General features: G+C 40.0%; 16 protein-coding genes. 10 read left to right on the forward strand and 6 right to left on the reverse strand.

Annotated features, from left to right (window positions below; translation table 11 throughout):
• Positions 1-49 precede the first annotated feature (49 nt).
• The 6 genes from G7092_RS04775 to G7092_RS30605 form a co-directional block, all read right to left on the reverse strand.
• Entirely contained in the window at positions 50-2,425 is a 2,376-nt protein-coding gene (locus G7092_RS04775) for an ABC transporter permease (RefSeq protein ID WP_166086730.1), read from the reverse strand.
• Between the two features lie 66 nt (positions 2,426-2,491).
• Entirely contained in the window at positions 2,492-4,852 is a 2,361-nt protein-coding gene (locus tag G7092_RS04780) for an ABC transporter permease (protein ID WP_166086732.1), read from the reverse strand.
• A 49-nt stretch (positions 4,853-4,901) separates the two neighbouring features.
• Positions 4,902-7,268 carry an ABC transporter permease gene (locus G7092_RS04785; protein ID WP_166086734.1) on the reverse strand — a complete coding sequence of 789 codons (2,367 nt, stop codon included), beginning with the start codon at positions 7,266-7,268 and terminating at the stop codon, positions 4,902-4,904.
• Between the two features lie 24 nt (positions 7,269-7,292).
• The gene (locus G7092_RS04790) at positions 7,293-9,719 is read right to left on the reverse strand and encodes an ABC transporter permease (RefSeq protein WP_166086736.1); all 2,427 of its coding nucleotides are present in this window, start codon (positions 9,717-9,719) and stop codon (positions 7,293-7,295) included.
• Between the two features lie 220 nt (positions 9,720-9,939).
• Positions 9,940-10,617 (reverse strand): ABC transporter ATP-binding protein, encoded by a 678-nt coding sequence (locus G7092_RS04795; protein WP_166086738.1) that lies wholly within the window; start codon positions 10,615-10,617, stop codon positions 9,940-9,942.
• A 119-nt stretch (positions 10,618-10,736) separates the two neighbouring features.
• A complete protein-coding gene (locus G7092_RS30605; RefSeq protein ID WP_166086741.1) occupies positions 10,737-11,990 on the reverse strand; it encodes an efflux RND transporter periplasmic adaptor subunit in 1,254 nt (417 codons plus the stop codon).
• Positions 11,991-12,334: 344 nt separating this feature from the next.
• On the opposite strand from G7092_RS30605, the gene G7092_RS04805 reads away from it, so the two are divergent.
• The 10 genes from G7092_RS04805 to G7092_RS04850 all read left to right on the forward strand — a co-directional run bounded on the left by G7092_RS04805 (position 12,335) and on the right by G7092_RS04850 (position 23,365).
• On the forward strand, positions 12,335-13,690 hold the full coding sequence (locus G7092_RS04805) for a sigma-54-dependent transcriptional regulator (RefSeq protein WP_166086743.1): 1,356 nt from the start codon (positions 12,335-12,337) through the stop codon (positions 13,688-13,690).
• A complete protein-coding gene (locus G7092_RS04810; RefSeq protein ID WP_166086745.1) occupies positions 13,680-15,029 on the forward strand; it encodes a sensor histidine kinase in 1,350 nt (449 codons plus the stop codon). Before G7092_RS04805 ends, G7092_RS04810 begins: the two co-directional genes overlap by 11 nt.
• Before the next feature lie 54 nt (positions 15,030-15,083).
• Positions 15,084-15,629, forward strand: coding sequence for a transposase (locus G7092_RS04815; RefSeq protein ID WP_166086747.1), 546 nt, complete (start codon positions 15,084-15,086; stop codon positions 15,627-15,629).
• A gap of 156 nt (positions 15,630-15,785) precedes the next feature.
• On the forward strand, positions 15,786-17,189 hold the full coding sequence (locus G7092_RS04820) for an aminotransferase-like domain-containing protein (protein WP_166086749.1): 1,404 nt from the start codon (positions 15,786-15,788) through the stop codon (positions 17,187-17,189).
• Between the two features lie 69 nt (positions 17,190-17,258).
• Positions 17,259-17,780, forward strand: coding sequence for an N-acetyltransferase (locus G7092_RS04825; RefSeq protein WP_166086751.1), 522 nt, complete (start codon positions 17,259-17,261; stop codon positions 17,778-17,780).
• Between the two features lie 126 nt (positions 17,781-17,906).
• On the forward strand, positions 17,907-19,118 hold the full coding sequence (locus G7092_RS04830) for an MFS transporter (protein ID WP_235953777.1): 1,212 nt from the start codon (positions 17,907-17,909) through the stop codon (positions 19,116-19,118).
• Positions 19,119-19,233: 115 nt separating this feature from the next.
• A complete protein-coding gene (locus tag G7092_RS04835; RefSeq protein WP_166086753.1) occupies positions 19,234-19,812 on the forward strand; it encodes an NADPH-dependent FMN reductase in 579 nt (192 codons plus the stop codon).
• A 10-nt stretch (positions 19,813-19,822) separates the two neighbouring features.
• Positions 19,823-20,401, forward strand: coding sequence for a thioredoxin family protein (locus tag G7092_RS04840; protein ID WP_166086755.1), 579 nt, complete (start codon positions 19,823-19,825; stop codon positions 20,399-20,401).
• Between the two features lie 431 nt (positions 20,402-20,832).
• Positions 20,833-22,716 carry a molecular chaperone HtpG gene (htpG, locus tag G7092_RS04845; RefSeq protein ID WP_166086757.1) on the forward strand — a complete coding sequence of 628 codons (1,884 nt, stop codon included), beginning with the start codon at positions 20,833-20,835 and terminating at the stop codon, positions 22,714-22,716.
• Positions 22,717-22,843: 127 nt separating this feature from the next.
• Positions 22,844-23,365 (forward strand): DUF4251 domain-containing protein, encoded by a 522-nt coding sequence (locus G7092_RS04850; RefSeq protein WP_166086760.1) that lies wholly within the window; start codon positions 22,844-22,846, stop codon positions 23,363-23,365.
• The last annotated feature ends 45 nt before the right edge of the window (positions 23,366-23,410 follow it).

Consider the following 23,410-nt stretch of genomic DNA (forward strand, 5'->3'; position numbering starts at 1 on the left):
ATCTCAAAGTCGTCATCTACATCATATACAGTTCAATGCTCCATTACCCCTATTCGTTTCTCAAACTTTTTACCGGATTTGCCAAAGCTGCTTTTAAAGACTTAAAGCTGATGGTAAACAGAGCTATTAAAAAGGTTAAAACTGCCGCTAAAACAAATATCCACCAGTGCAATGTGGTGCGGTAAGCAAAATTTTGCAACCATTTATTCATACAGTAATATCCAACAGGCATAGCAATAACCGTAGCCAGTAAAACAGGCTTCAACATATCTTTTGACAGTAGCAGCAAAATATTGGGCACAGATGAGCCCAGCACCTTACGTACACCTATTTCTTTGGTACGTTTGGCTGCTGTAAATGAGGCCAGACCAAATAAGCCTAAACAGGCAATAAATATGGCCAGACCGGAAAATATGCTCAACATGGTTTGCTGCCTGATATCATTTTTATAAGTGGTATTAAATTGTTGATCCAAAAAGCTGTACTCGAAAGGATAAACAGGCGCTACTTTGGCATATATTTCTTTAATACTGGCCAATGCAGCCGGTATATTTCCAGGTTTTAATTTTATCACTACTACCCGGCGATCATCATTGGGTGCTATCACCAACGCATCCATATTTTCTTTAAGTGATAAAAAGTTAAAATCTTCTACAACGCCTACTATGGTACGTGGTTTATCGTCGCGCCCATTATTTCTTATCCATTTGCCCAAAGCTTGTTGGGGCGTGTAACCCAATTCTTTGGCTGCAGTACGATTAAGCAGCACCGCATTAGCAGTATCGGTAGCAAATTGTGCCGAAAAATCCCGGCCAGCTATGATCTTTAAGCCAAGAGTTTTTACATACTCAAAATCGGCAAACTCGGTTCTCGACCTGAATACATCATGCTGACCTTCGACAGTAAAAGTATGCGTATCAAAAAAACCTCCCGGCTGACCCGACATAAGAGATACCGATGATACAACACCAGAGTTTTGAAGCTCGTCTTTAAACTGGCGTCGGTGGTCATAAATATCATTATTGTCTATGCTTACAGTAATAGTTTGTGCTTTATCATAACCCAGTGACTTACTTTTGATATAATGCATCTGGTTCATAATAACAATAGTACCAATGATGAGTAAAACAGAGATACTGAACTGTAACACCACTAATGATTGCCTCAGCAATGTACCTCCTTTGCCTAATCTTAATTTCCCCTTTAACGCCTGTATGGGTGAAAATGCAGAAAGGAAAAACGCCGGGTAACTGCCAGCCAAAAAACCTACAGTCAATATTACGCCTACCAGGAACAGGTAAATAGGTGGCTGGTTCCAGGCAACCGATAGCTTGTAGCCCAACAACTGGTTATACCAGGGCATCAACATTAATAATAAGCCAACGGATATAACACAGGAAATTAATGCTAATAAAAGTGATTCACCAATAAACTGAATAATTAAATGGTTACGTAAGGCTCCCATTACCTTTCTCATACCAACCTCTTTTGACCGCTCAACCGCACGTATGGTTGACAGATTCATGAAGTTGATACAAGCAATAAGCATGATAAGTACAGCAATGGATATAAAAATGAATACTACAGTTTTATCGCCGTGCTTCACATTATCAAATGATGAAGCATCTTCAAAATAAATATTTTTTAAAGGAGTAAGTTTCAAATCGAATTTAGCGCCAAAACGTTGCATATCCTTGCTCATGTACTTATCCATAAACTGGGTAAAATGACTTTCGAGTGCCGATTGTGTACTATGCTCGTTTAGCAAAAGATAAACAAATAGTCCGTTATTGATCCAGACATTAAAGCCTGCGTCTTTGGTATAATTAGCTATAGGAAAAACAACATCAAAGTCAAGATGCGAATTTGAAGGAACGTCTTTCGCAATACCGGTAACCTTCAATTGTAGGGTCTTATCTATCTGAATTACCTTGCCCATGGCATTTTCTGTACTCCCAAAGTATTTTTTGGCTGTGGTTTCGGTAAGTACTACACTGTTAGGGTTTTCCAATGCTGTTGCTGCATCTCCCTTGATAAGCGGAAATGAGAATAATTTGAAAAAGCCTGCATCGGTTGCGTATACTTTCTGTTCGTTGAATGCTTTTTCACCAAATGAAACCAAATTATTTTGTGGCCTTACCCGTACCGCCATCTTGATATCCTCAGGATAATCATTCAATAATGCCGGCGCATAAGGACCTGAAAGATAAGCCGTACGTGGTTTTCCCGGCTCGAAGCCCCGCATCACCCTATAAATATTTTTGCCTTGCTTATGGAAACTATCCACGCTAAACTCATTGGTGATGTACAGGAATATCATGAGGCAAACGGTAATGCCCATGGTGAGCCCAAGGATGTGGATAAGCGAAAAAGTTTTATTCTTATAGAGATTTCGCCAGGCTATTTTGATGAAGTTTTTTAACATGATATTTTAAATTCTAAAATTTAAGCGCTAAACTTTAAATTATTTATCCTTTTGTTCACTACCGCTTTACTCATTTTTTAAACTTTTTATCGGGTTGGTAAGTGCAGCTTTTATAGATTGAAAACTAACTGTTGCCAAAGCGATGATCATAGTCAACAACCCTGCTGCTATAAATACCCACACCTGAATATTGATACGGTAAGTATAGTTTTGCAACCAAACGTGCATGCCATACCAGGCTATCGGCGATGCTATCAAAAATGATATCAATACCAGCATTAAAAAGTCCCTGGACAATAAAGTGGTAAGATGAGAAACTGATGCGCCCAATACTTTACGCATACTGATTTCCTTTTGACGATTTTGGGCCATATAAGCCGCCAAACCAAACAAACCAAGGCATGATATAAATATGGTTAATCCGGCAAACAAGCTGGCTAACGTGCTTGTCCGCTTTTCGTCATTAAACTTACGGGCGTATTCCTCGTCGGCAAAATGATATTCAAATGGATATTCCGAATTATATTTTTTGAATACACCTTCTGCCCGTTTTAAATTCTCGGCAGTAGTGTTAGCAGGATTTAATTTATAATGAATTACGCTAAACCATGATTTTGGCCCCTGTACGATCATCGGCCGAACAGGTTCATAAGGTGATTCGATAATAAAATTTTTGACTACACCGATAATATGCCAATCGTGTTCATCTCCATTTTTCACAATCTGGCCTATAGGGTTTTTAAAACCCATAACCTTGGCGGCGGCTTCGTTCAGCAGCATAGCCGTTGAGTCGGTTGGATAAGCGGCAACATCAATGTCCCTGCCGGCTATAACTTTCAATCCCATTGTTTTTGTGAAATCCCCATCGGTATTGTAAATGATAAAGTCAATTTTCTGACTTTGATCCTTTCCTTTCCAATCGTAGCCCCAGCTATCACTCCAGCGCTGCGTAATAGGCGAACTGGTTTTGGTTACCGATGTTGCTGCCCCGCTGCTAATCAATTCGCTCCTGATCATTTTATAATTCTTCTCTATGCCCCCCATCATCATGGTATAAACCAAGTTATCTTTTTTGTAACCTAATTCGCGGTCTTGCGCATATTGCATTTGATTGCGCACAATAATGGTACAAATGATGAGCACTATAGCAAAAGTAAACTGTATAACTACCAGTAATTTACGCGGGGTTACTAAAGCATTTGCTGCTTTAAACGTTCCCTTTAATACGCTTACCGGCTTAAAGGATGATAAATAAAAGGCTGGGTAACTGCCGGCTATAGCACCGGTTAACAGTACAAACAAAAGGCATATAAACCAAAAAACAATGCTGCTAAAGGGTATAAATAATTGCTTATCGGTTAGCTGGTTAAATCCTGAAAGACTGATTTGCACAATAATGAGAGCTAATGCACCGGCAATTAGGGCAAGTAATATCGACTCACCCAAAAACTGCCCTATGAGCGAACCTTTTTGCGCTCCTACTACTTTGCGGATGCCTACCTCCCGCGCACGCCGTTCGCTGCGTGCCGTACTCAGGTTCATAAAGTTAATACAAGCAATAAGCAAAATAAACATGGCTATCAACCCAAATAACTTTACCGTATTGATGCGGCCACCCACTATTTTACCGTTTTCAAAATTGGAGTACAACCGCCATTTACTTGCAGGGTGCATAAACACCTCATCATCTTTTTGGTCGGAGTGCGATTTGGTTATATTTAATACCTGTCTATTTAAGCTGGCTTCAGACACATTGGGTTTGGCCAACACCCAGGTTTGTACAGAGTTGTTGCCCCAATTTTTCTCATCCACATGTTCTGTTTTTACCAAATAGCTCCAGGGTACCAGGTATTCAAAATCAAAACGGGTATTATTAGGCAATGCCTTTAAAACACCGGTAACGGTAAAATTATCTACACTATCTATCCTGACAACTTTACCTATGGCATCATCATTACCAAACAGTTTTTTAGAAAGCTGCTCGGTGATCACTATAGAACTAACTGTATTAAGCGCTGTTTTAGGATTACCATTCAGCAAGGGAAAGCTAAACATGGTCAGGAAACCCGGATCAGTAAAATAACCAGGAACGTTCAGGTGCTTATCGCCAACGGTAAACAAAAAATTGGCCGATGTGGTACGCGCAGTTTCCTCTACTCCAGGGTATTCCTGTTTTAAAGTTTTGGCCATCACCTTAGGCGTACTTGACCAGCACCAAAGCTTACCATCAAAAATCGCCCGGTTATAGGCCAGGTACAAACGCGATTTATTGGCATGAAACTGATCGTAACTTACCTCATTCTGTATCCAGAATAAAATAAGAGCTGCACTTGCCATCCCGATAGCTAATCCGGCTATGTTGATCAGCGAAAATGATTTATGACGTAATAAATTTCGCCAGGCTATTTTTATAAAATTTTTGATCATAATGATTTGAAATATCAATTTCTAAACTCTAAATAGCTTTTTCGTTTCCTTATTCGTTCTTTAAACTTTTCACCGGATTACTCAAAGCCGCCTTAATAGCCTGCCAGCTTACCGTAATCAGGCACACGGCTACGCTTATACTTATAGTTACTACAAATACCCACAAACTTATATCGGTACGGTAGGTATAATGCGCAAGCCAGCGGTTCATGTAATACCAGCTAATAGCCGATCCTATCACAAACGAAATAATGACCAGCTGTAAAAACTCTTTTGAAAGATTAAACCAGAGACTGCTGACTGTGGCACCTAATACTTTTCGTATACTTATTTCTTTCTTTCGCTGCTCGGCCGAGAATGAGGCAAGTCCGAATAAACCTAAGCAGGATATAACAATAGCCAATATGGTAAACGCGGTTGATATGGTACCCAATAATTTTTCCGTTTGAAATTTGCCATTAAAGCTTTCGTCAACAAATTTGTATTGAAAAGGATACTCTGGATTGTATTTTTTGTAAATGCTTTCTAATTTGGCCAAACTCGCCGAAACCGGCGCTTTGGGGTTTAAACGTAACCCCATTTGTCCGGCCCAGCCTTTATCAAACCCTATAATCACCGGTTTAACAGGTTCATAAGGTGATCCCCATACGAAATCCTTAACTACCGCTATTACAGCACATTGTTTTCCCTGCCATTTTACTATCTGACCTAGTGGCTGTTTCAGTCTCATCAATTTTACCGCGGCTTCGTTGAGCATCAAAGCCAATGTATCGGCCGGGCGGCTTTCATCAAAATCCCGTCCTTGTAAAATATGCAAACCAAAGGTTGATATAAAATGATAAGATACCGCAATCTGATCAATAGGTATTTTGTCTTCACCTGCAAGCTGTCCCGGCCATGTAACACCCCATGTACTACCGTTAGTATTGGCAATGCTGGTTGATGTAGCTGCAGCGTCCGTTACCGCTCCTGAACTAATAGCGTCTAGCCTGAAGTTATTAAATTGATCGATCATTTTACCTTCCAGGCCAAACTCCACCAGTCCGTTTTGCGAATAACCAACAGGCCTGTTTTTGATATAAGAAATTTGTTTATATATCAGAATACTTGATATGATCAAACAGGTAGCAAATACAAATTGGGTTACAACCAGTATTTGCCTGGTATGCCATGTTCGCTTCCCGGTGCTGCTATTACCCTTTAAAACCCTTACTGGTTTAAAGGATGATAGAAACAAAGCCGGATAACTACCCGCCAAAAGGCCGGTGATTACTGTTACCGCGATGGCCGCTGCCCATGCCCCATAATTAGCATACGGTATGGTCAATTGCCCCCTGATAAGCTCATTAAAATATGGCAACAACACCGACATCAGTAAAATGGCAAATACAAATGCCAAAAATGCGGTAAGTACCGATTCGCCTAAGAATTGCTGTATGATGGCGGTTCGCTTTGCTCCCACAACCTTGCGGATACCAACCTCTCGTGACCGGCGCCCTGAGCGGGCTGTTGAAAGGTTCATGAAATTGATACAGGCAATCAGTAAAATCCCAATAGCCAATAACAGAAATAATCGCACATACTCAATACTCCCCCCAACACTCACACCATTCTTGAATTCACTATACAAATGCCATTTAGTAAAGGGAAATAAAAACAACTTATTCTCTTTATTATCTGCATTATACCGGGCTATCACATTTTTTATTTTGTTGCTAAATACATCAGGGTTAATACCTGGTTTTAACAATACATACGTCATGAAGCTATAATTTCCCCAACTTGAGCCTTTTACCCAGGGTTGTGCCGACTCATAAAGCTTCCAGGGTATAAGTGCTTTAAACCGGAAAGTTGAGTTTTGAGGCAGGTCTTTTATTACCGCGCTTACCTTAACCAGCTGGTTACCATTTAATTTTACGGTTTGGCCCATTGGATCTTTATCGCCAAACAAAGCCTTAACCACCGACTCCGTTATGATCACAGACGACATGTCTCTAAATGCATCCTGTTTGTTGCCTTTAACAAAGTCGAGCGTAAATATGTCCAAATAAGAAGCATCAACCGACATCAGGTTAAATTTCAACGGCTTATTGTTGTAGTTAAGCAATTGATCGTAGCCCCAATTGGTACGGGTTATAGCTTCAATTTCGGGATAATCTTTTTGTAAAGCACCGGCAAGCTGTACTGGCGTTGCATCGCCGGTATTTATTTCGCCGTTGGCAGGCTGATTTTTCATTACCTTATATATCCTGTCCTTATTTTGATGAAAACTATCAAAAGTAACTTCATTATATACGTATATCAGCAGTATAAAACTTACGGCCATACCAGCACCTAACCCACCGATATTGATAGCGGAGTACAGCTTGTTTCTGATAAGTCCGCGCCAGGCTATTTTAAAATAATTTTTAAACATGAGCTTTAATTTAAGTCTGCTATTCTATTCGTTTTTTAAGCTATCAACCGGGTTGGCCACTGCAGCTTTGATGGATTGAAAACTTACTGTAATAACTGCTATAAATAATGCTGCCATGCCGGCCAGCACCAGAACCCACCACTGGATATTAATCCGGTAAGCAAAATCCTGTAACCATTTATTCATCAGGTACCATGCTAAAGGCGAGGCTATCAAAATGGATATAAACACCAGCTTAATGAAGTCCTTGGACAACATACCCGCAATGGCCGATACACTGGCTCCCAGTACCTTCCTTATACCAATCTCTTTGGTGCGCTGTTCTGCAGCATAGGCGGCCAAACCAAATAAACCCAGACAAGCAATTACAATGGCAAGAGAAGTAAATACTATAAATATCTGACCTGTACGCTGTTCTGTGCGATAGGAGGCGTCAAACTCCTGATCCATAAATGAATAGTTAATCTGCACGTTGGGCGATAATTCCTTCCACCTGTCTTTTATTTGGGATAGCAGCGCAGACAGGTTTTTAGTATCTACCTTAACACTTAGAGCGCCTGTATTTTCGCCAAGTGTCATCACCACCGGACCTATACTTTCGCGCAGGGAACTAAAATTAAAATCTTTTACTATACCCACTACATGATATTGCTTTACATTATCCAGCGTATTTTTGCCACCCTGGCTCCTGTACAGGATTTTATTAACATCGTTAAAGCCCAGGAATTTAGCGGCAGATTCATTAAGTATAATACCCGTAGAATCCGTAGGCATATCTTTGGAGAAGCTGCGCCCTGCCACCATCTTCATATCCAACGTTTTTACATAATCCTCATCAATTTCCCAGCTTTGCGGAAACAGGGATTTTTTTTGATCAAGCGTAGCATCTTTATAGTATATAGCCGTGCTTTTCCAATTGGAAGTAGGCAGGAAACCCGTCATGGTGGCATTCATAACCCCAGGAATTTCTTTTACCTCCTGTTTAAATATTTTAGCCTGTTTGTTAAGCTCAAAAACATTTTGAACAATAAGTACCTGGTTGCGATTGTAACCTAAGTTTTTTGTTTGGATATAATTTAACTGGTTATATATCACCAAAGTACCGATGATCAGGAAAATGGATATCGAGAACTGGAAAACGACCAGAAAACTCCTGAGCCTTCCCCCCTTAAACCCGGCAGCTAATTTTCCTTTTAAAACATCCACCGGTTGAAATGCTGATAGATAAAACGCTGGGTATGCCCCAGCAATGGCACCAACAAATAAGGATATGAATAATAACGATGGGATGATCCAAACTAAAGACTGGCTATTAATTGCCAGTTCCTTACCCGATAACTGGTTGAATAGTGGTAATAAAAATAAGGCTGCTGTAAAGGCCAGTAAGGTTGCTACAAAGGTAACCAGAACAGATTCGGTTAAAAACTGAGCGATAAGATGTTTACGGTCGGAGCCTAAAACTTTACGTACACCAACCTCACGTGCCCGGTTTGACGAACGTGCTGTAGAAAGGTTCATGAAGTTGACACAGGCTATTAAAAGAATAAAAATGGCTATTGCCGAAAATATATAGATATACTGTGTGGTGCCATTAGGGCCTAATTCCCCGCTCAGGCTCGATTTCAGGTGAATGTCAGTCAGCGGAATCAGATTCATTCTGAAGAAACTGCCGCTTTTTTCAAAGGCATCAATACTCATATTCATATCCGCCTGCATTTGGGCCCCGCTGAATTTTCTTAATAATTCAGGAAAGCTGGCCGCTAATTTCCCGGCATCGGTAGAATTCTTTAATAAAACATAAGTATTATAATCACTGCGTAACCACTCATTGGAACGGCTATCGGGCCAGGTAGACATCGACAGAAAGAAATCAAAATTGAAATGCGACTGCTTGGGCACATCATGAATTACACCGGTAACTTTAAATGGAGTATTATCATTGAACACCAGCGTTTTGCCTATCGCATTAACGCTGTTAAAATATTTTTTGGCTGTACTTTCGGTAATTACAACGCTATTAGGTTCGGTAAGGGCCGATGAAGGGCTGCCTTCGATCATCGGTAAGGTAAAAACATCAAACAACGAAGGATCGGCATAAACCAACCGGTTCTCCAGTATATTGGAATTTCCTTTTTTAACATGCCAGCTACCGGCATTTTTTAAGCGGACAGTATTTTCAACGTATGGATATTCTGTTTTTAGGGTTTTAGCCAGCGGGGGCATGCAAACGGCATATTTTACGCTGTTATCTCCCAGTTTAAGATCTTCATTTACCCGGTAAATTCTGTTGGCTTTGGTATTGTAGCGATCATAGCTTAATTCATCAACTACATATAAAATAATGAGCAGGCAGGTGGCCAGGCCCAAAGCCAGGCCCAGGATATTGATGGCGGTAAACCCTTTGTTTTTTTGAAGATCGCGGAAAGCTGTTTTTATATAATTCTTGATCATTTACTTGAGCGTTAAATATTTAACTATTATAAAACACCATTTCTACATCTTCCTTAATACCGAAGGTTTATCTCATGTTCTTTTAAAAACTAAAGGATATTTTGAGTTATCCCGATGGAACTAAATCATAAAACTCAAGCTAACCCCTCCTGATAAGGAGAGGATAGCAAGGCACTTACTAACTTATATAAACTATTTTCTTTTGGGAAGAGGCTGGTGGTTAAACCATAATATTCTCCATTACGCTCTGACCATCCAACAAGCGGATGATACGGTGGCTATAACGGGCATCATGCTCAGAGTGCGTAACCATAATAATGGTAGTTCCCTGCTCATTTAAATCAGTCAGCAGTTCCATTACGTCGTTACCGTTGCTGCTGTCCAGGTTACCAGTGGGCTCATCCGCCAGTATCAGTTTAGGTTTGTTAACTACTGCACGGGCAATAGCCACACGCTGTTGCTGACCACCTGATAATTGTTGCGGATAGTGGTTACGGCGATGCATGATCTGCATTTTGTCCAATACCTCTTCTACCCTTTTTACTCTTTCGGCTGATGCTACACCAGTATATATCAACGGTAATTCTACGTTTTCAAATACAGTAAGCTCATCAATCAGGTTAAAGCTCTGGAACACAAAGCCAATGTTGTGTTTACGCAGATCGGCACGTTTACGCTCAGTAAAATGAGCTACCTCAATATCATTAAAAATATAACTGCCCGCATCCGGATCATCAAGCATCCCTAAAATATTAAGCAAGGTTGACTTACCGCAACCAGACGGCCCCATGATGGCCACAAATTCGCCGGTAGCAATTTCAATCGACAGCTTATTTAAAGCTATGGTCTCTACCTCTTCTGTACGGTAGAATTTTTCGAGATTAGTAATTTTTATCATTGGTGCCTCCTGCATCATCCCCGCCCTGTGGCGGATAGATTTGTTTTTTTAAGTTTCGTTAAGTTAATTAGTTTTATATATGATGTTTTACAGCTGCTTTTCGTTGCAGTTTTGTTCATTTATTTTTTCAATACCAATTCCTGTATGTCGCCATAAGTTTCATAGCTTGAGGTAATTACCTTGTCGCCAGGTTTCAATCCATCGGTTATTACAAAGTAATCCGGGCTTTGTCTGCCTAATTGTATATCTACCTTATAGGCCTTGGTGCCATCTTCGCTTACTTTAAATATCCAGTTACCACCGGTTTGCTGGTAAAAACCACCTTTAGGAACCAATATAGCCGTAGTTTCGTCGCTCAGCGCCAGTCTTACCTGCAATGTTTGTCCTTTCCTGATACCTTTAGGTACCTCACCTACAAACTGCATATCAACCTGGAATCTGCCTGCAGTTACCTGTGTGAAAACCTTTTTGATTACCAGGTTATAGGTTTTATCAGCAAACTGAAAATCGCCTTTTAAGCCAGTGTATATACGTGACAGATAATGCTCGTCAATATCAACCCTTACTTTATAGCCTGATTGAACATCGATCTGCCCCAGGTGCTCTCCTTGTTTTTTGTTTTGACCAACTTCTGCATCCATTGAGGTTAACTGACCATCAATAGGCGCCCTTAAAACCAGGCTGGCTACTTTTTTACGCATCAATTCCAATGTGGTTTTCATGTGCGCATATTGTTCCTGTGACTGCGAAGCCTGCTGTTTAACCAGTGAGGTATCCTGCACTAATATTTGCTTGGCTAATTTATAACGGTTAACCTGATAATCATACATGTTTTTATCAGATTGGTATTGTTGTAAACCAATAGCTTTTTGGTCATAAAGATGTTTATCCAGCTTATATACCCTTTCGGCTTCTTTGTAAGCGTTCTCAACATCGGCCATGGTATTTAACTTGGTAATGGTGTTCTGCTGCGCGTTGTTATGCGATATCTGCATCTGGGTTTGCTCGGCATATACAGCAGTTTCCTGGTTAGCCAGACTCAGTTCCAGATCGGTATTGGACAGTTTTAAAATCGGATCGCCTTTTTTCAGGTTGGCGCCATCTTCCACAAACTTTTCTTCAACCACACCACCTTCTGATGCGTCAAGATAAATAGTGGTCAGTGGCATTACCACGCCATTAACCGGGATAAACTCCTGGAACGGGCCTTTAGTGATAGTACTGATGGTTATACGTTCGGTGTCAACATCCAATTTGCTTTTACCAGATGTAAAATAAATACTGCCGCCAACTAATAAAATAATGCCTGTTATGCCCGCAATTGTTAGTATCCGTTTATTATTCCAGGTCTTCTTTTCAATTTTTCTGTCCACTGTAGTTTATTATATTTTGAATAGTGATAACAAAAAGATATGCCACAAATTAAATTACTGTATTTCAACACATTAAACAGCAAATAAGCAATTAAAGCGTACGCTTCTGTTACAGCAAGTGTTCGGTTATGATACAGTGATACAATTTTGCTATATCCGTTCACTATTGATTTACAGTTTAATACTTGTATTATGATAAATGGTATGAAATTTAAGCAATTTAGTTCAATTGTTCACTGGTTCTTTAGTTCATTGGTAGCAATAGTCTGTTATATTTGTCAATATAAGTAAGAGATCCTAATGAACTAATGAACCAGTAAACTACTACTGAACTATATAAATATATGATATTAAAAAAAGCTACTATTTTAATTGTTGACGATGACCCGGATGTGTTGACCGCCGTTAAGCTTTTACTGAAGACAGAAGCGCAGGAAGTGATTACCGAGAAAAACCCGGAGAATTTAAATTGGTTATTGCAACGCAACGAAGTTGATCTGGTTTTGCTGGATATGAATTTTAATAGCGCTATAAATACCGGCAACGAGGGCTTATACTGGTTACGCAAAGTGAAGGACTGGAAACCCAATGTATGCGTGATCATGATAACCGCTTATGGCGATATTGATTTAGCCGTACGTTCTTTAAAAGAAGGCGCTAATGATTTTATTGTAAAACCATGGCATAATGAAAAGCTAATAACTACCATAAAAGAGCTCCTTGATAAAAAAGAGGGTGTAAAAACCACCAAAACCGCTGTTAAAAGTACAGCTGGCGATACTTCTATCCTTGGCGAATCAGAAGTGATGCAGGATATTTTTTACAAGGTGAATAAAATTGCCCCTACTGATGCCAATATCCTGCTCCTGGGTGAAAATGGTACCGGTAAGGATTTGATGGCCAAAGCCATACATGAACGTTCGCTGCGTGCCGATAAGCCTTTTATTAAAGTGGATGTAGGAGCCTTAACCGATACTTTGTTTGAGAGTGAACTTTTTGGTCATAAAAAAGGCGCATTTACCGATGCCCGCGAAGACCGTACCGGCAGGTTTGAAGATGCACAGGGCGGTACTTTATTCCTCGATGAAATTGGCAACATTAGCCTGCAGCAACAGGCTAAGCTGCTTACTGTATTACAAAACCGGCAGGTAACCCGTTTAGGTACCAACAAAGCTGTTGATATCGACATCCGGTTGATTTGCGCCACCAACGTGCCTATGCATGAGCTGGCTAACGAAAACCGTTTCCGCAAGGATTTGATATACCGCATCAATACCGTTGAGATTAATATGCCTCCATTGCGCAAGCGTAATGAAGATATTACGATACTGGCCAGACATTTTGCCAAATTATATGCCGGTAAGTACCTGAAACCTTCGATGGATTTTGATGCCGTGGCTCTGCAGAAATTAAAATCATACAATTATCCAGGCAACGTACGCGAATTGCAATATACTATTGAACGGGCGGTGATTATGGCCGACGAGAATATACTGCGCCCCGACGATTTGATATTCTCGATCCTGGAAACGGCGCCTGAAACCGTTGCCGATGATGATAACATACAGCTAAGTACCCTGGAAAAAAACGCCATACTTCGGGTTATCGAAAAACACAATGGCAACATCACACGGGCCGCTAAAGAATTGGGATTAACCCGCACGGCCTTATACCGCAGATTAAGCAAATATGATATTTAACCGATATGAATGGCGGCTGTTGCTGCGTGTATTTCTGATGTTCCTGGCCCTGGTTGCCGCCGCTTTTGTTATTGTTAGCGGTAAACCTTTATACCTGGTTATTTTTATCCCGCTCATTGTATATGCGGTTATTGAAATGATCCGTTTTCAGAAAAAAGCACAGGACGAGGTAAACCAGTTTGTGGAGTCAATCCATTACCGCGATTTTTCACGCCACTTTGATGTTCGGCGCGCGCCCAATGAGCTGAAGCCATTACGTAAAGGATTTAATGATATCAATACCACCTTTAAACTCATCAGTCGCGAACGTGAAACACAATATCACTATCTTCAAAAGATTTTGGAATTGGTTGATACCGGTATTCTTTCGTTCGAGGAAGAAAGTGGCAACATCAGCTGGATCAATGAAGCTTTTAAAAACCTGATTGGCATCCCCTATCTTAAATCTCTACATTCGCTGGAAAAACGAGATCCGGCCCTGTACCATGAGCTGATCATCGTAAAACCCGGCGACAGCAAGATCATCACCATTACACGTAACCAGCAGCTGGTTAAAATGCTGATCACCGCCAGTGTAATGCGCAGTGATAACATATTATACAAATTGGTAGCCTTTCAGAATGTAAGCGAGGCCCTGGATGAAACGGAGTCAAAAGCATGGTCAAAACTGCTTAACGTAATGACGCATGAGATCATGAACTCGGTAGCGCCAATATCATCATTGGCTGATACCTTGAAAAACCGACTGCAAAGCCCCGAAATAACCGGTGCTATTCAAAGCAGTGAACTGGAAGACCTGGAACTGGGTATCGATACCATTAAAAGACGAAGCGAAGGCTTGCTCAAATTTACCGAAAGCTACCGCAGTCTCAATAAGATCACCAAGCTCGATCTGAATAAAATCCTGGTACGCGACCTGTTTGAGAACCTGGCCAGCCTGATGCGGCCAACACTCGAGAAAAAACACATCGAACTGGAAATCATCCTGCGCGATCCTACCCTGGCTATACAGGCTGATATTAACTTGATTGAACAGGTAATGATCAACCTGCTGGTAAACGCCATAGAAGCGGTAAAAGACCGTGAAGAGCCCCGCCTGATATTATCAGGCGAGTTACAGAATAACAGCAAAACCCTGGTAAAAGTGATAGACAACGGTTTGGGTATGCCGCCCGAACTGCTCGATAAAATTTTTATCCCCTTCTTTAGTACCCGTAAAACAGGCAGCGGTATAGGTCTTAGTTTATGTAAACAGATCATGTTATTGCACAAAGGCAATATACAGGTACAATCAACCGAAGGCAAGGGATCATCATTTATTTTGCAATTTATACCATGACAATAAACTTACGAAGTTTTAAAAACTTCGTAAGTTTGAAAGTGCCCTCTATATATGAAAATCAACAATAACACCTGCTACCATTTATATAACAGAGGAAACAATAGAGAACCGATCTATTTTGAAGAAGAAAATTACTGCTATTTTCTTACCCAATTTAAAAAACACGTATTACCATCCTCTGAAGTTTACTCATATTGTTTAATGCCAAATCATTTTCATTTCTTTATCCGGGTCAATGATAATGTGCTTTTTGAAAAAGGGATAAAAAACTTTTTTATTTCATATTCCAAAGCGATTAATAAAAAATACAATCGCATTGGAAGCCTATTTCAAGGTAGATATAAAGTATCCGAGGTCAATTCAAATAGTTACTATACTAAAATAATCACTTATATACATCAGAATCCGGTAGTTGCCAAACTGGTTGACAATATGATTGATTATAAATACTCATCTTATTCAGCATATTTGACGCAGAAAGAAACCTCATTAAAAAAGCAAGAAGTTTTGGATTGGTTTGGTGGCCTAATTAGCTTTATTGATGTTCATAAGATAATACTTGATGAGCGTCAAATAAGTCAATATTTAAAGGTTTAAACTTAGCCCTTCAAGGACCGGAGCACTCTCCATATAAAACTTACGAAGTTTTAAAAACTTCGTAAGCTTACTGTTCTGCCTTCATTTGCCTCGTTTAAAAAGCAATCACTACCTTTGGTACAATGTCTTTATTTGTAAATAAAGACAGTACAGTATATGAAAACCTATAAATTTGAGGCATTTACTTCCGATATTGAAAAGAACATCAGAGATGGAATTTATAAACCCGGTCATAAGCTCCCTTCTGTCCGCGATCTGAAAAAGCAATATCATACCAGCGTTAGTACCATTCAAAGTGGTTATGAGCATTTAATTATCTTAGGTTTAGTAACCAGCATTCCCAAATCCGGCTATTATGTAGCGGTGCCATCAATCCCCAATAAAAAAAATACGCTACGAGATAATCCAGTAGTCAGGGACGCCATTTTTGAAAGAAATATCGAGCAAATAACCACATCCCGAAGCGAAAAAAAACTAGCAGAGTTTAATGTAGCCACCCCCGGCGATCTTATTATTTCTCAAAAGTTGCTACTGAGAACAATGCAACAAGTTATACGAGAAAAAGGCGCAGGCCTGTTAAGATATTACCCTACAAATGGGTCCGAAGATTTAAAAAATAACATTATAAAACATGCGGCCGGTTATCAGACCCGTATCAATCCACAGGAATTGCTGATCACCGATGGTGCATTACAAGCCCTTTATATTGCCCTTTCTGCCATATGTAATGCAGGCGACGTAATCGCTGTAGAAAGCCCCTGTGTTTTTTCTATATTGGAGGTTATCAGGGTGCTTCATCTCAAAGTGATTGAAGTACCTGTCGATTTGGTGAATGGTTTTGATGTTGCATTTTTTGAAAAAGCCTGTCAGAAAAACAAAATAAAAGCTGTTGTTATTACACCCAACTTTCATAATCCTACAGGTATACTACTTGCTGATGAGGTTAAAAAAGAATTGGTTAAAGTAATACAGCGATACAATGTTGCCGCTATCGAAAATGACATTTATGGCGATTTAAATTTTAGCGGAAAGCGTCCATCTACGCTAAAGAGCTATGATGATAGTGGCCTGGTAATCACTTACTCATCCTATTCCAAAACCCTTGCACCCGGTATTCGCCTGGGTTGGTTAGCCGCCGGCAAATTTCTGGAGCGTGCAGAACAAATTAAATTTTCTATGGGTAGTACGGTTTCCCCTATCTATCAGGAAACTGTCAATCGTTTATTAGATACCAGCAGCTACGACCGGCATATCCGGGCTTTCAGAATGCAACTGGCAAAAAACGCACACTTTACCATCAATCTTTTATCAACTCATTTTCCTAAAGATACATATATCGTACCTCCTTCAGGAGGTTATAATATATGGGTAAAAATGCCCGATCAAGTGGATATGAATAATTTTTACCATCAGTGCGAACGAATCGGTGTCAAATTTACGCCAGGCTATACTTTTTCTTTTTCGGCCATGTTTGCCAACAATTTCAGAATTGTATTCGCAGATAAATATTCTTCATTAAAAGTTAAAGCGCTTGAGCTACTGGGCGAGGCTGTTTCATAGTAACTGTACTGCTTGTTTTTACATATTCTGTATATGTATCAATAGTATCATAGAGTCTAATTTTGGCAAATGGATTCAACAATCATAACCAAATTTACTATTGCTACCCAACAAGGCATGGATGCCTTATTATACCTCACCCAAACCATTGCCAGGGAAAAGTTTTTGCCCTTGCTCTCACAAAAGCAGGTTGAGAATTATCTTTCAGAAAACTTTAACGAAAAGGCGTTGATGGCAGAAGTCAACAGCATGTCCAATCAATGGCTTGTAGTTTACGCCGACGATAAACCTGCAGGTTTTGCCCGTATTACGTCTAAAGGAGAGCGCCCCAGGCAGATAGCTCAAAATCGTATTATCCGCATTGCTGATTTTGGTATCATTAAAGAATACACAGATCCTGCTATCAGACAATCATTATTTGATAAATGCTTAGCAGTTTGTAAATCCTATGAAGCCATCTGGATTAATGAATATGTGGAAAATCCCTTCATTGGTTTTTTTGAATCGGAAGGTTTTGCCAAACAAGATGAAAAATCCCAACTGCACGAACTTCCATTGCAATCTGTTTGCCTGATAAAACATCTTTCCTAAAAAACGATCAACAGTTTTTATCATGCCTTTTATACCGGTAAAAGCAAAGCGGTTTTTATCACTATGGGATAAAAAATCATGTCTATGGAAGGCTGTTGCCTACCTCTTCATCAAAATATACTAAAAATGAAATCAGATCAACAACTAACTGCCAATTCCGCATCAGTTACTAATATTATTGCACCGCCAATGTTCCTGGTCATTATTTTATCATTAGGAACTTTCATTATTTTTTTCCAGGGATTTATGGTCGCGCCGATTTTGCCAGGACTGGCCATGCTATTTCACGTATCTGTGCGTCACGTAAGTTTTATTGAACCAGCTTACTTATTAGGATATGGATTTGTTACCCTGGTTTACGCGCCTTTATCAGATAAATACGGCCGTTTTCCGGTTATATTATTTTCATTAAGTTGCTTTATTGTGTTAACTGCCTGCACCGGATTTTGCACCTCCATCACACAGATGATTATCCTTAGGTTATTGACTGGTTTGGGTGCAGGCGGCGTGGCTCCAATTACCATTGGATGGATTGGTGATAATTTTCCATATGAAAAGCGAGGTCATGCCCTGGGTATTTTTTTCGGGTTTATGGCCGGTGGAATGGCCTTTGGTTCCAGTGCTGGAGCTTTGCTTACTGCTCAGTTAGGCTGGCAAATGATGTTTTGGGTTGCGGCTGCTGTAGGTGCTTGCGTTTTATTGGTATTGATGGTTAACGCTAAACATTTTTTACAAAGAAACACCAAACATGCCGGCGGCTTCCATATTATGTACCAATCTCTTAAAGAGATTTTTTGCTTGCCGAGGGGCTGGCGAACTTACTTGTTTGTGCTGTTTAATGGCATGTTTCATAGCGGGGTTTTCGCTTGGACAGGTTATTTTTTTTATAAGAATTACCATCTTAATGAAAGGGAAATCGGCTTTGCGCTATTGGGCTATGGCATACCCGGATTGCTCTTTGGGCCAATACTGGGCAAACTTGCCGATAAGTTTGGGCGCAATAAAATCATCCCGATAGGAATTTTAGTGGGGGCTTTATCTGCAATAACATTGGGCATAAACTATTCACTGGCCGTATCCTGCATGGCTATTGCCACCTTATCCTTAGGGTTCGATTTAACCCAGCCCCTGTACGCAGCCATTATTACAACCCTTTCGCCCAAAAAAGGAGCAGCCACAGGTTTGTTCGCTTTCTTCCTTTTCATGGGCTATGGGTTTGGAAGCCTGATTTTCAGCATGATTGTAAGTATAGGACTGAATCAAACCTTCCGGCTATTTGGAATAGTTGCTGTTGTTGTTGCTTTTATCGCTGTAAACAATTTTAAAAATGAAAAATAAGAAGAGGGTAAAATTTTAAGAAAACGGAAAGCAATCTTTTGTTTCTTCTAAACACATAGCAAGGTTCCGGTTAAGTAACCACTATATTTGAGTCGAGCATTGATAGAATATCACGATGAACAAACAATTTCAAACAGATGATACGCCCATTTTACAAAGAACACAACTTCTTGCTATTTCCGGGAGTTTAAGAATAGGTTCATCTAACCATCATATCCTAAAATACCTGGCCACCCAGGTTCCTGACAGTATTAATTATACCATATACGATGAACTGGCACTGATACCGCCATTTGATCCGGGTTTGGATAATGACACACCGCCCGATGCCGTTACACGTCTGCGTGGACTTTTAAATACCGTTGATGGTGTGATCATTTGCACGCCCGAATATGCTTTTGGTGTGCCTGGGCAGCTTAAAAATATGCTGGATTGGCTGGTATCCAGCAGTTCACTGGTCGAAAAACCAATAGCCCTTATTACGGCTTCCCTTGGTGGCGAACATGCCCATGCCTCGCTCCTGCTTACGCTGGGCGCGTTAAATAGTTATGTTATTGAAAGCGCAACATTACTTATCCCTTTCATCCGGTCCAAAATAAACGCGGATGGCCATATTATCCATCAGGAAACCGAAGAAAGCTTAAAATTATTACTACATAATTTTTTAACTTTAGATTCACATCCATCTCAATAAATTTAGCCCCATGAAAAAGATCACTTTGTTGTTTTTTGCACTCGCAATTGCCTTGAGCAGCCATGCGCAAACCACCAATCCATCAGCCGATGAGATATTAAAGCAGGCTTATTCAAAAGCTACCAAAGAGCATAAAAAGGTAATGCTGATATTTCATGCGTCATGGTGTGGCTGGTGTAAAAAAATGGAGGCCTCGCTGAATGATCCATCCTGTAAACAAATGATCGATAACAATTATGTGATAGCCACATTGGACGTACTGGAACAGCCTGCCAGAAAAAATCTGGAAAACCCGGGATCCACAGAGGCTTTAACCAAATTTCACGGGGAAAAATCAGGATTGCCCTTTTGGTTGATCCTGGATGAAAAAGGCAAAGTTTTAGGCGATAGCCAGGTAAGACCAAAAGGCGCTTCATTGGATACGTATGGCGATAATGTAGGCTGCCCGGCCAGTGAAAGCGAAGTAGCTTATTTTGTTCAGCTGTTAAAATCAACTTCTAAACTAAGCGACCTTGATTTGGCGGTTATCGGCAAACGTTTCGCGCAAAACCAACCTGCCCCGGCACTAAAACCAGCAGGTACAAATTAAACGATTAAAAAATACACGAATCAGGCATTTGACAATGCTCCGGGATTTTCGTGTAGTGATATCATTACCCAGCCCGGTTCTCTTTTATTCAGAGAACCGGGCTGTTTAGTTAAAGGGAAAAGACCTCAAAAAACAGTCGATATCTTAATACTTTTTAAACCTTTTAAAACGCCTCAAAAATTTGTTAAAAAGTGTTAAAATCGATGGTTTTGGATCGAATTCCGGGGCTTTTTTAAGTGATTTTGATTGTTTTTTGGCTCAAAAAATGTTAAAATCTGAGGTTTAAAAAGTTCGGGGATTTAAAATTTAACATTTGCCTACCGGTATATCTTCAAAATTCTTACTGACAATTTGACAACATCACCGCCTTTGGAACAGGCATTGATAGTTATCGATCGAAAATCATATTAAATCAACCATATAAAAATATTATGCAAGAAAAAGGCAGTATTTCGATTCACACCGAGAACATTTTTCCGATCATTAAAAAATTCCTTTACTCTGATAATGAGATATTTCTGCGCGAACTGGTATCAAACGCAGTAGATGCTACCCAAAAGATCAAACGCCTGGCCTCTCTGGGTCAATACAATGGTGAACTGGGCGATCTGCGTGTTGAAGTAGCTTTCGACGCCGACAAAAAAACCATCACTATTTCCGATAACGGCCTGGGTATGACCGCCGAAGAGATTAAGAAATACATTAACCAGATCGCTTTTTCGGGCGCTACTGAGTTTATGGAAAAGTTCAAAGAAGCCAAAGATGCCAATGAAATTATCGGTCGTTTTGGTTTAGGTTTTTATTCTGCCTTCATGGTGGCCGATAAGGTTGAAATTCAGACACTTTCCTATCAGGATGGTGCCGAGCCTGCTTACTGGGTTTGCGATGGCAGCACCGAGTTTGAAATTGGCGAAGGCGTATTGGCAGAACGCGGTACCGAGATCACGCTATATATTAACAGCGAATCTGAAGAGTTTTTGAACGAACACAAGCTGCAGGAGATACTGGATAAATACTGCAAATTTTTACCTGTGCCTATTAAATTTGGCACCAAAACCGATCGCGAAGAAGATGGTGTTGATGAAGAAGGCAAACCAAAATACATTGAGGTTCAGCACGATAATATCATCAATGAAACCAATCCTATCTGGACAAAAGCGCCATCAGAATTAAAAGATGAGGATTACCTTAACTTCTACAAAACACTTTATCCTTTCAGCGAAGACCCCTTATTCTGGATCCACCTGAATGTAGATTATCCTTTCAATCTAACCGGTGTACTGTACTTCCCTAAGCTGAAAAACGATTTTGAGATTCAAAAAAACAAAATCAAATTATTTAGCCGCCAGGTATTTATTACCGATGAGGTAAAAGATATCGTACCTGAGTTCCTGATGTTATTGCATGGTGTTATTGATTCACCGGATATTCCGCTTAACGTATCACGCAGCTTTTTACAGGCCGATAGTAACGTTAAAAAGATCAACAGCTATATCACCAAAAAAGTAGCTGATAAATTGTCAGAGCTGTTTAAAACCGACCGTAAAGCCTACGAAGAAAAATGGACGGATATAGGTTTGTTCGTAAAATACGGTATGGTGAGCGAAGACAAGTTTTATGACAAGGCAAAAGACTTTGTTTTGGTAACCAATACCAAAAACGAGAACTTCACCCTGCCTGAATATAAAGATAAGGTTGAAGCTGTTCAAACCGACAAAGATGGTCAGCTGGTTTACATTTACACCAACGATCCGGCAAAACAGGATGCCTTTATCCAGTCTGCAGGTAAAAAGGGATACGATGTGCTGGTGATGAACTCTCCTATTGATAATCACTTCATCAGTCAGTTGGAACAAAAGCTGGAAAAAACATCACTAAAACGTGTGGATGCTGATGTGGCTGATAAATTGATCAAGAAAGATGACGCTCCTGAAATTGTTTTAACCGAAGAACAATCAACCAAGGTAAAAGACATCTTCAATAAAGCTATTAATAAGCCTGCATATAATGTTCAAATAGAGAGCCTTAACCCAGACGAACTACCTGTAACCGTTACCATGGATGAGTTCATGCGACGGATGAAAGATATGGCCGCTATGGGTGGTGGTATGAGTTTCTATGGCAATATGCCCGACAATTATAAGGTGATTGTGAATGGTAACCATAAATTAATCAACCGCATATTGCAGGAAGAAAACGAGGATACCCAGGCTCAATTATCAAAACAAGCATTCGACCTCGCTTTGCTTTCCCAAGGCTTACTTACAGGTGCCGAGCTTACCGAATTTGTTAATCGCAGCGTTAATCTGATATAATTTAAAGTCTGCTTATTGATATAAAACCACTCGTTTTACGGGTGGTTTTATTGTTTAAATAATGCTTAACTTTAATAGTAATTAAACCTAAGTATTACTTTATTGTCTAATCTACAAATACTTAATTATGAAATTATTAAAGAATATATCAGCATTGCTCTTACTGGCCTTTATCAGCATTAATATAGCTCATGCGCAAAGCTCTGGGAATGACAAAAAAGCTGCCCGTGCCCTGGCTGTAAAAAACATGGTAGAGGCTCAAAACTATGTATTTAAAGCCAATTACGTGATGCCAATGCGAGGCGTAGGCAGATCATTAACTTCTGAGTATGATCTGACTGTATCTAAGGATACCATTGCTGCATTTTTACCTTATTTTGGCAGAGCCTATACAGCGCCTTATAATCCTACCGAAGGGGGCATTAAATTTACCAATACCCACTTTACCTATACTTCAAAAGTTGGTAAAAAAGGAGGTTGGAGCATTACCATAAAACCAACCGGCAAAGACAAAAACATTAGTGATTGGCGCGATGTGCAAACCTTAAGGCTTGATATTTCTGCTGATGGTTATGCATCACTACAGGTAACCAGCAGCAACCGGGATCCAATTTCTTTTAATGGAACTATCGAAAAGCGCGGGAAATAAGTTTTTCTGTCTCCTCCTGGTCTTCTCAGAGTTTAAGAACCTAAG

This window comes from Mucilaginibacter inviolabilis, from assembly GCF_011089895.1.
In the GTDB taxonomy this organism is placed as follows: domain Bacteria; phylum Bacteroidota; class Bacteroidia; order Sphingobacteriales; family Sphingobacteriaceae; genus Mucilaginibacter; species Mucilaginibacter inviolabilis.

What these genes read in the sequence shown, in the direction of transcription:
- G7092_RS04775 (WP_166086730.1), bottom strand. Translation starts at nt 2,425, where the DNA reads ATGTTAAAAAACTTCATCAAAATAGCCTGGCGAAATCTCTATAAGAAT.
- G7092_RS04780 (WP_166086732.1), bottom strand. Translation starts at nt 4,852, where the DNA reads ATGATCAAAAATTTTATAAAAATAGCCTGGCGAAATTTATTACGTCAT.
- G7092_RS04785 (WP_166086734.1), bottom strand. Translation starts at nt 7,268, where the DNA reads ATGTTTAAAAATTATTTTAAAATAGCCTGGCGCGGACTTATCAGAAAC.
- G7092_RS04790 (WP_166086736.1), bottom strand. Translation starts at nt 9,719, where the DNA reads ATGATCAAGAATTATATAAAAACAGCTTTCCGCGATCTTCAAAAAAAC.
- G7092_RS04795 (WP_166086738.1), bottom strand. Translation starts at nt 10,617, where the DNA reads ATGATAAAAATTACTAATCTCGAAAAATTCTACCGTACAGAAGAGGTA.
- G7092_RS04805 (WP_166086743.1), top strand. Translation starts at nt 12,335, where the DNA reads ATGATATTAAAAAAAGCTACTATTTTAATTGTTGACGATGACCCGGAT.
- G7092_RS04810 (WP_166086745.1), top strand. Translation starts at nt 13,680, where the DNA reads ATGATATTTAACCGATATGAATGGCGGCTGTTGCTGCGTGTATTTCTG.
- G7092_RS04815 (WP_166086747.1), top strand. Translation starts at nt 15,084, where the DNA reads ATGAAAATCAACAATAACACCTGCTACCATTTATATAACAGAGGAAAC.
- G7092_RS04820 (WP_166086749.1), top strand. Translation starts at nt 15,786, where the DNA reads ATGAAAACCTATAAATTTGAGGCATTTACTTCCGATATTGAAAAGAAC.
- G7092_RS04825 (WP_166086751.1), top strand. Translation starts at nt 17,259, where the DNA reads ATGGATTCAACAATCATAACCAAATTTACTATTGCTACCCAACAAGGC.
- G7092_RS04830 (WP_235953777.1), top strand. Translation starts at nt 17,907, where the DNA reads ATGAAATCAGATCAACAACTAACTGCCAATTCCGCATCAGTTACTAAT.
- G7092_RS04835 (WP_166086753.1), top strand. Translation starts at nt 19,234, where the DNA reads ATGAACAAACAATTTCAAACAGATGATACGCCCATTTTACAAAGAACA.
- G7092_RS04840 (WP_166086755.1), top strand. Translation starts at nt 19,823, where the DNA reads ATGAAAAAGATCACTTTGTTGTTTTTTGCACTCGCAATTGCCTTGAGC.
- htpG (WP_166086757.1), top strand. Translation starts at nt 20,833, where the DNA reads ATGCAAGAAAAAGGCAGTATTTCGATTCACACCGAGAACATTTTTCCG.
- G7092_RS04850 (WP_166086760.1), top strand. Translation starts at nt 22,844, where the DNA reads ATGAAATTATTAAAGAATATATCAGCATTGCTCTTACTGGCCTTTATC.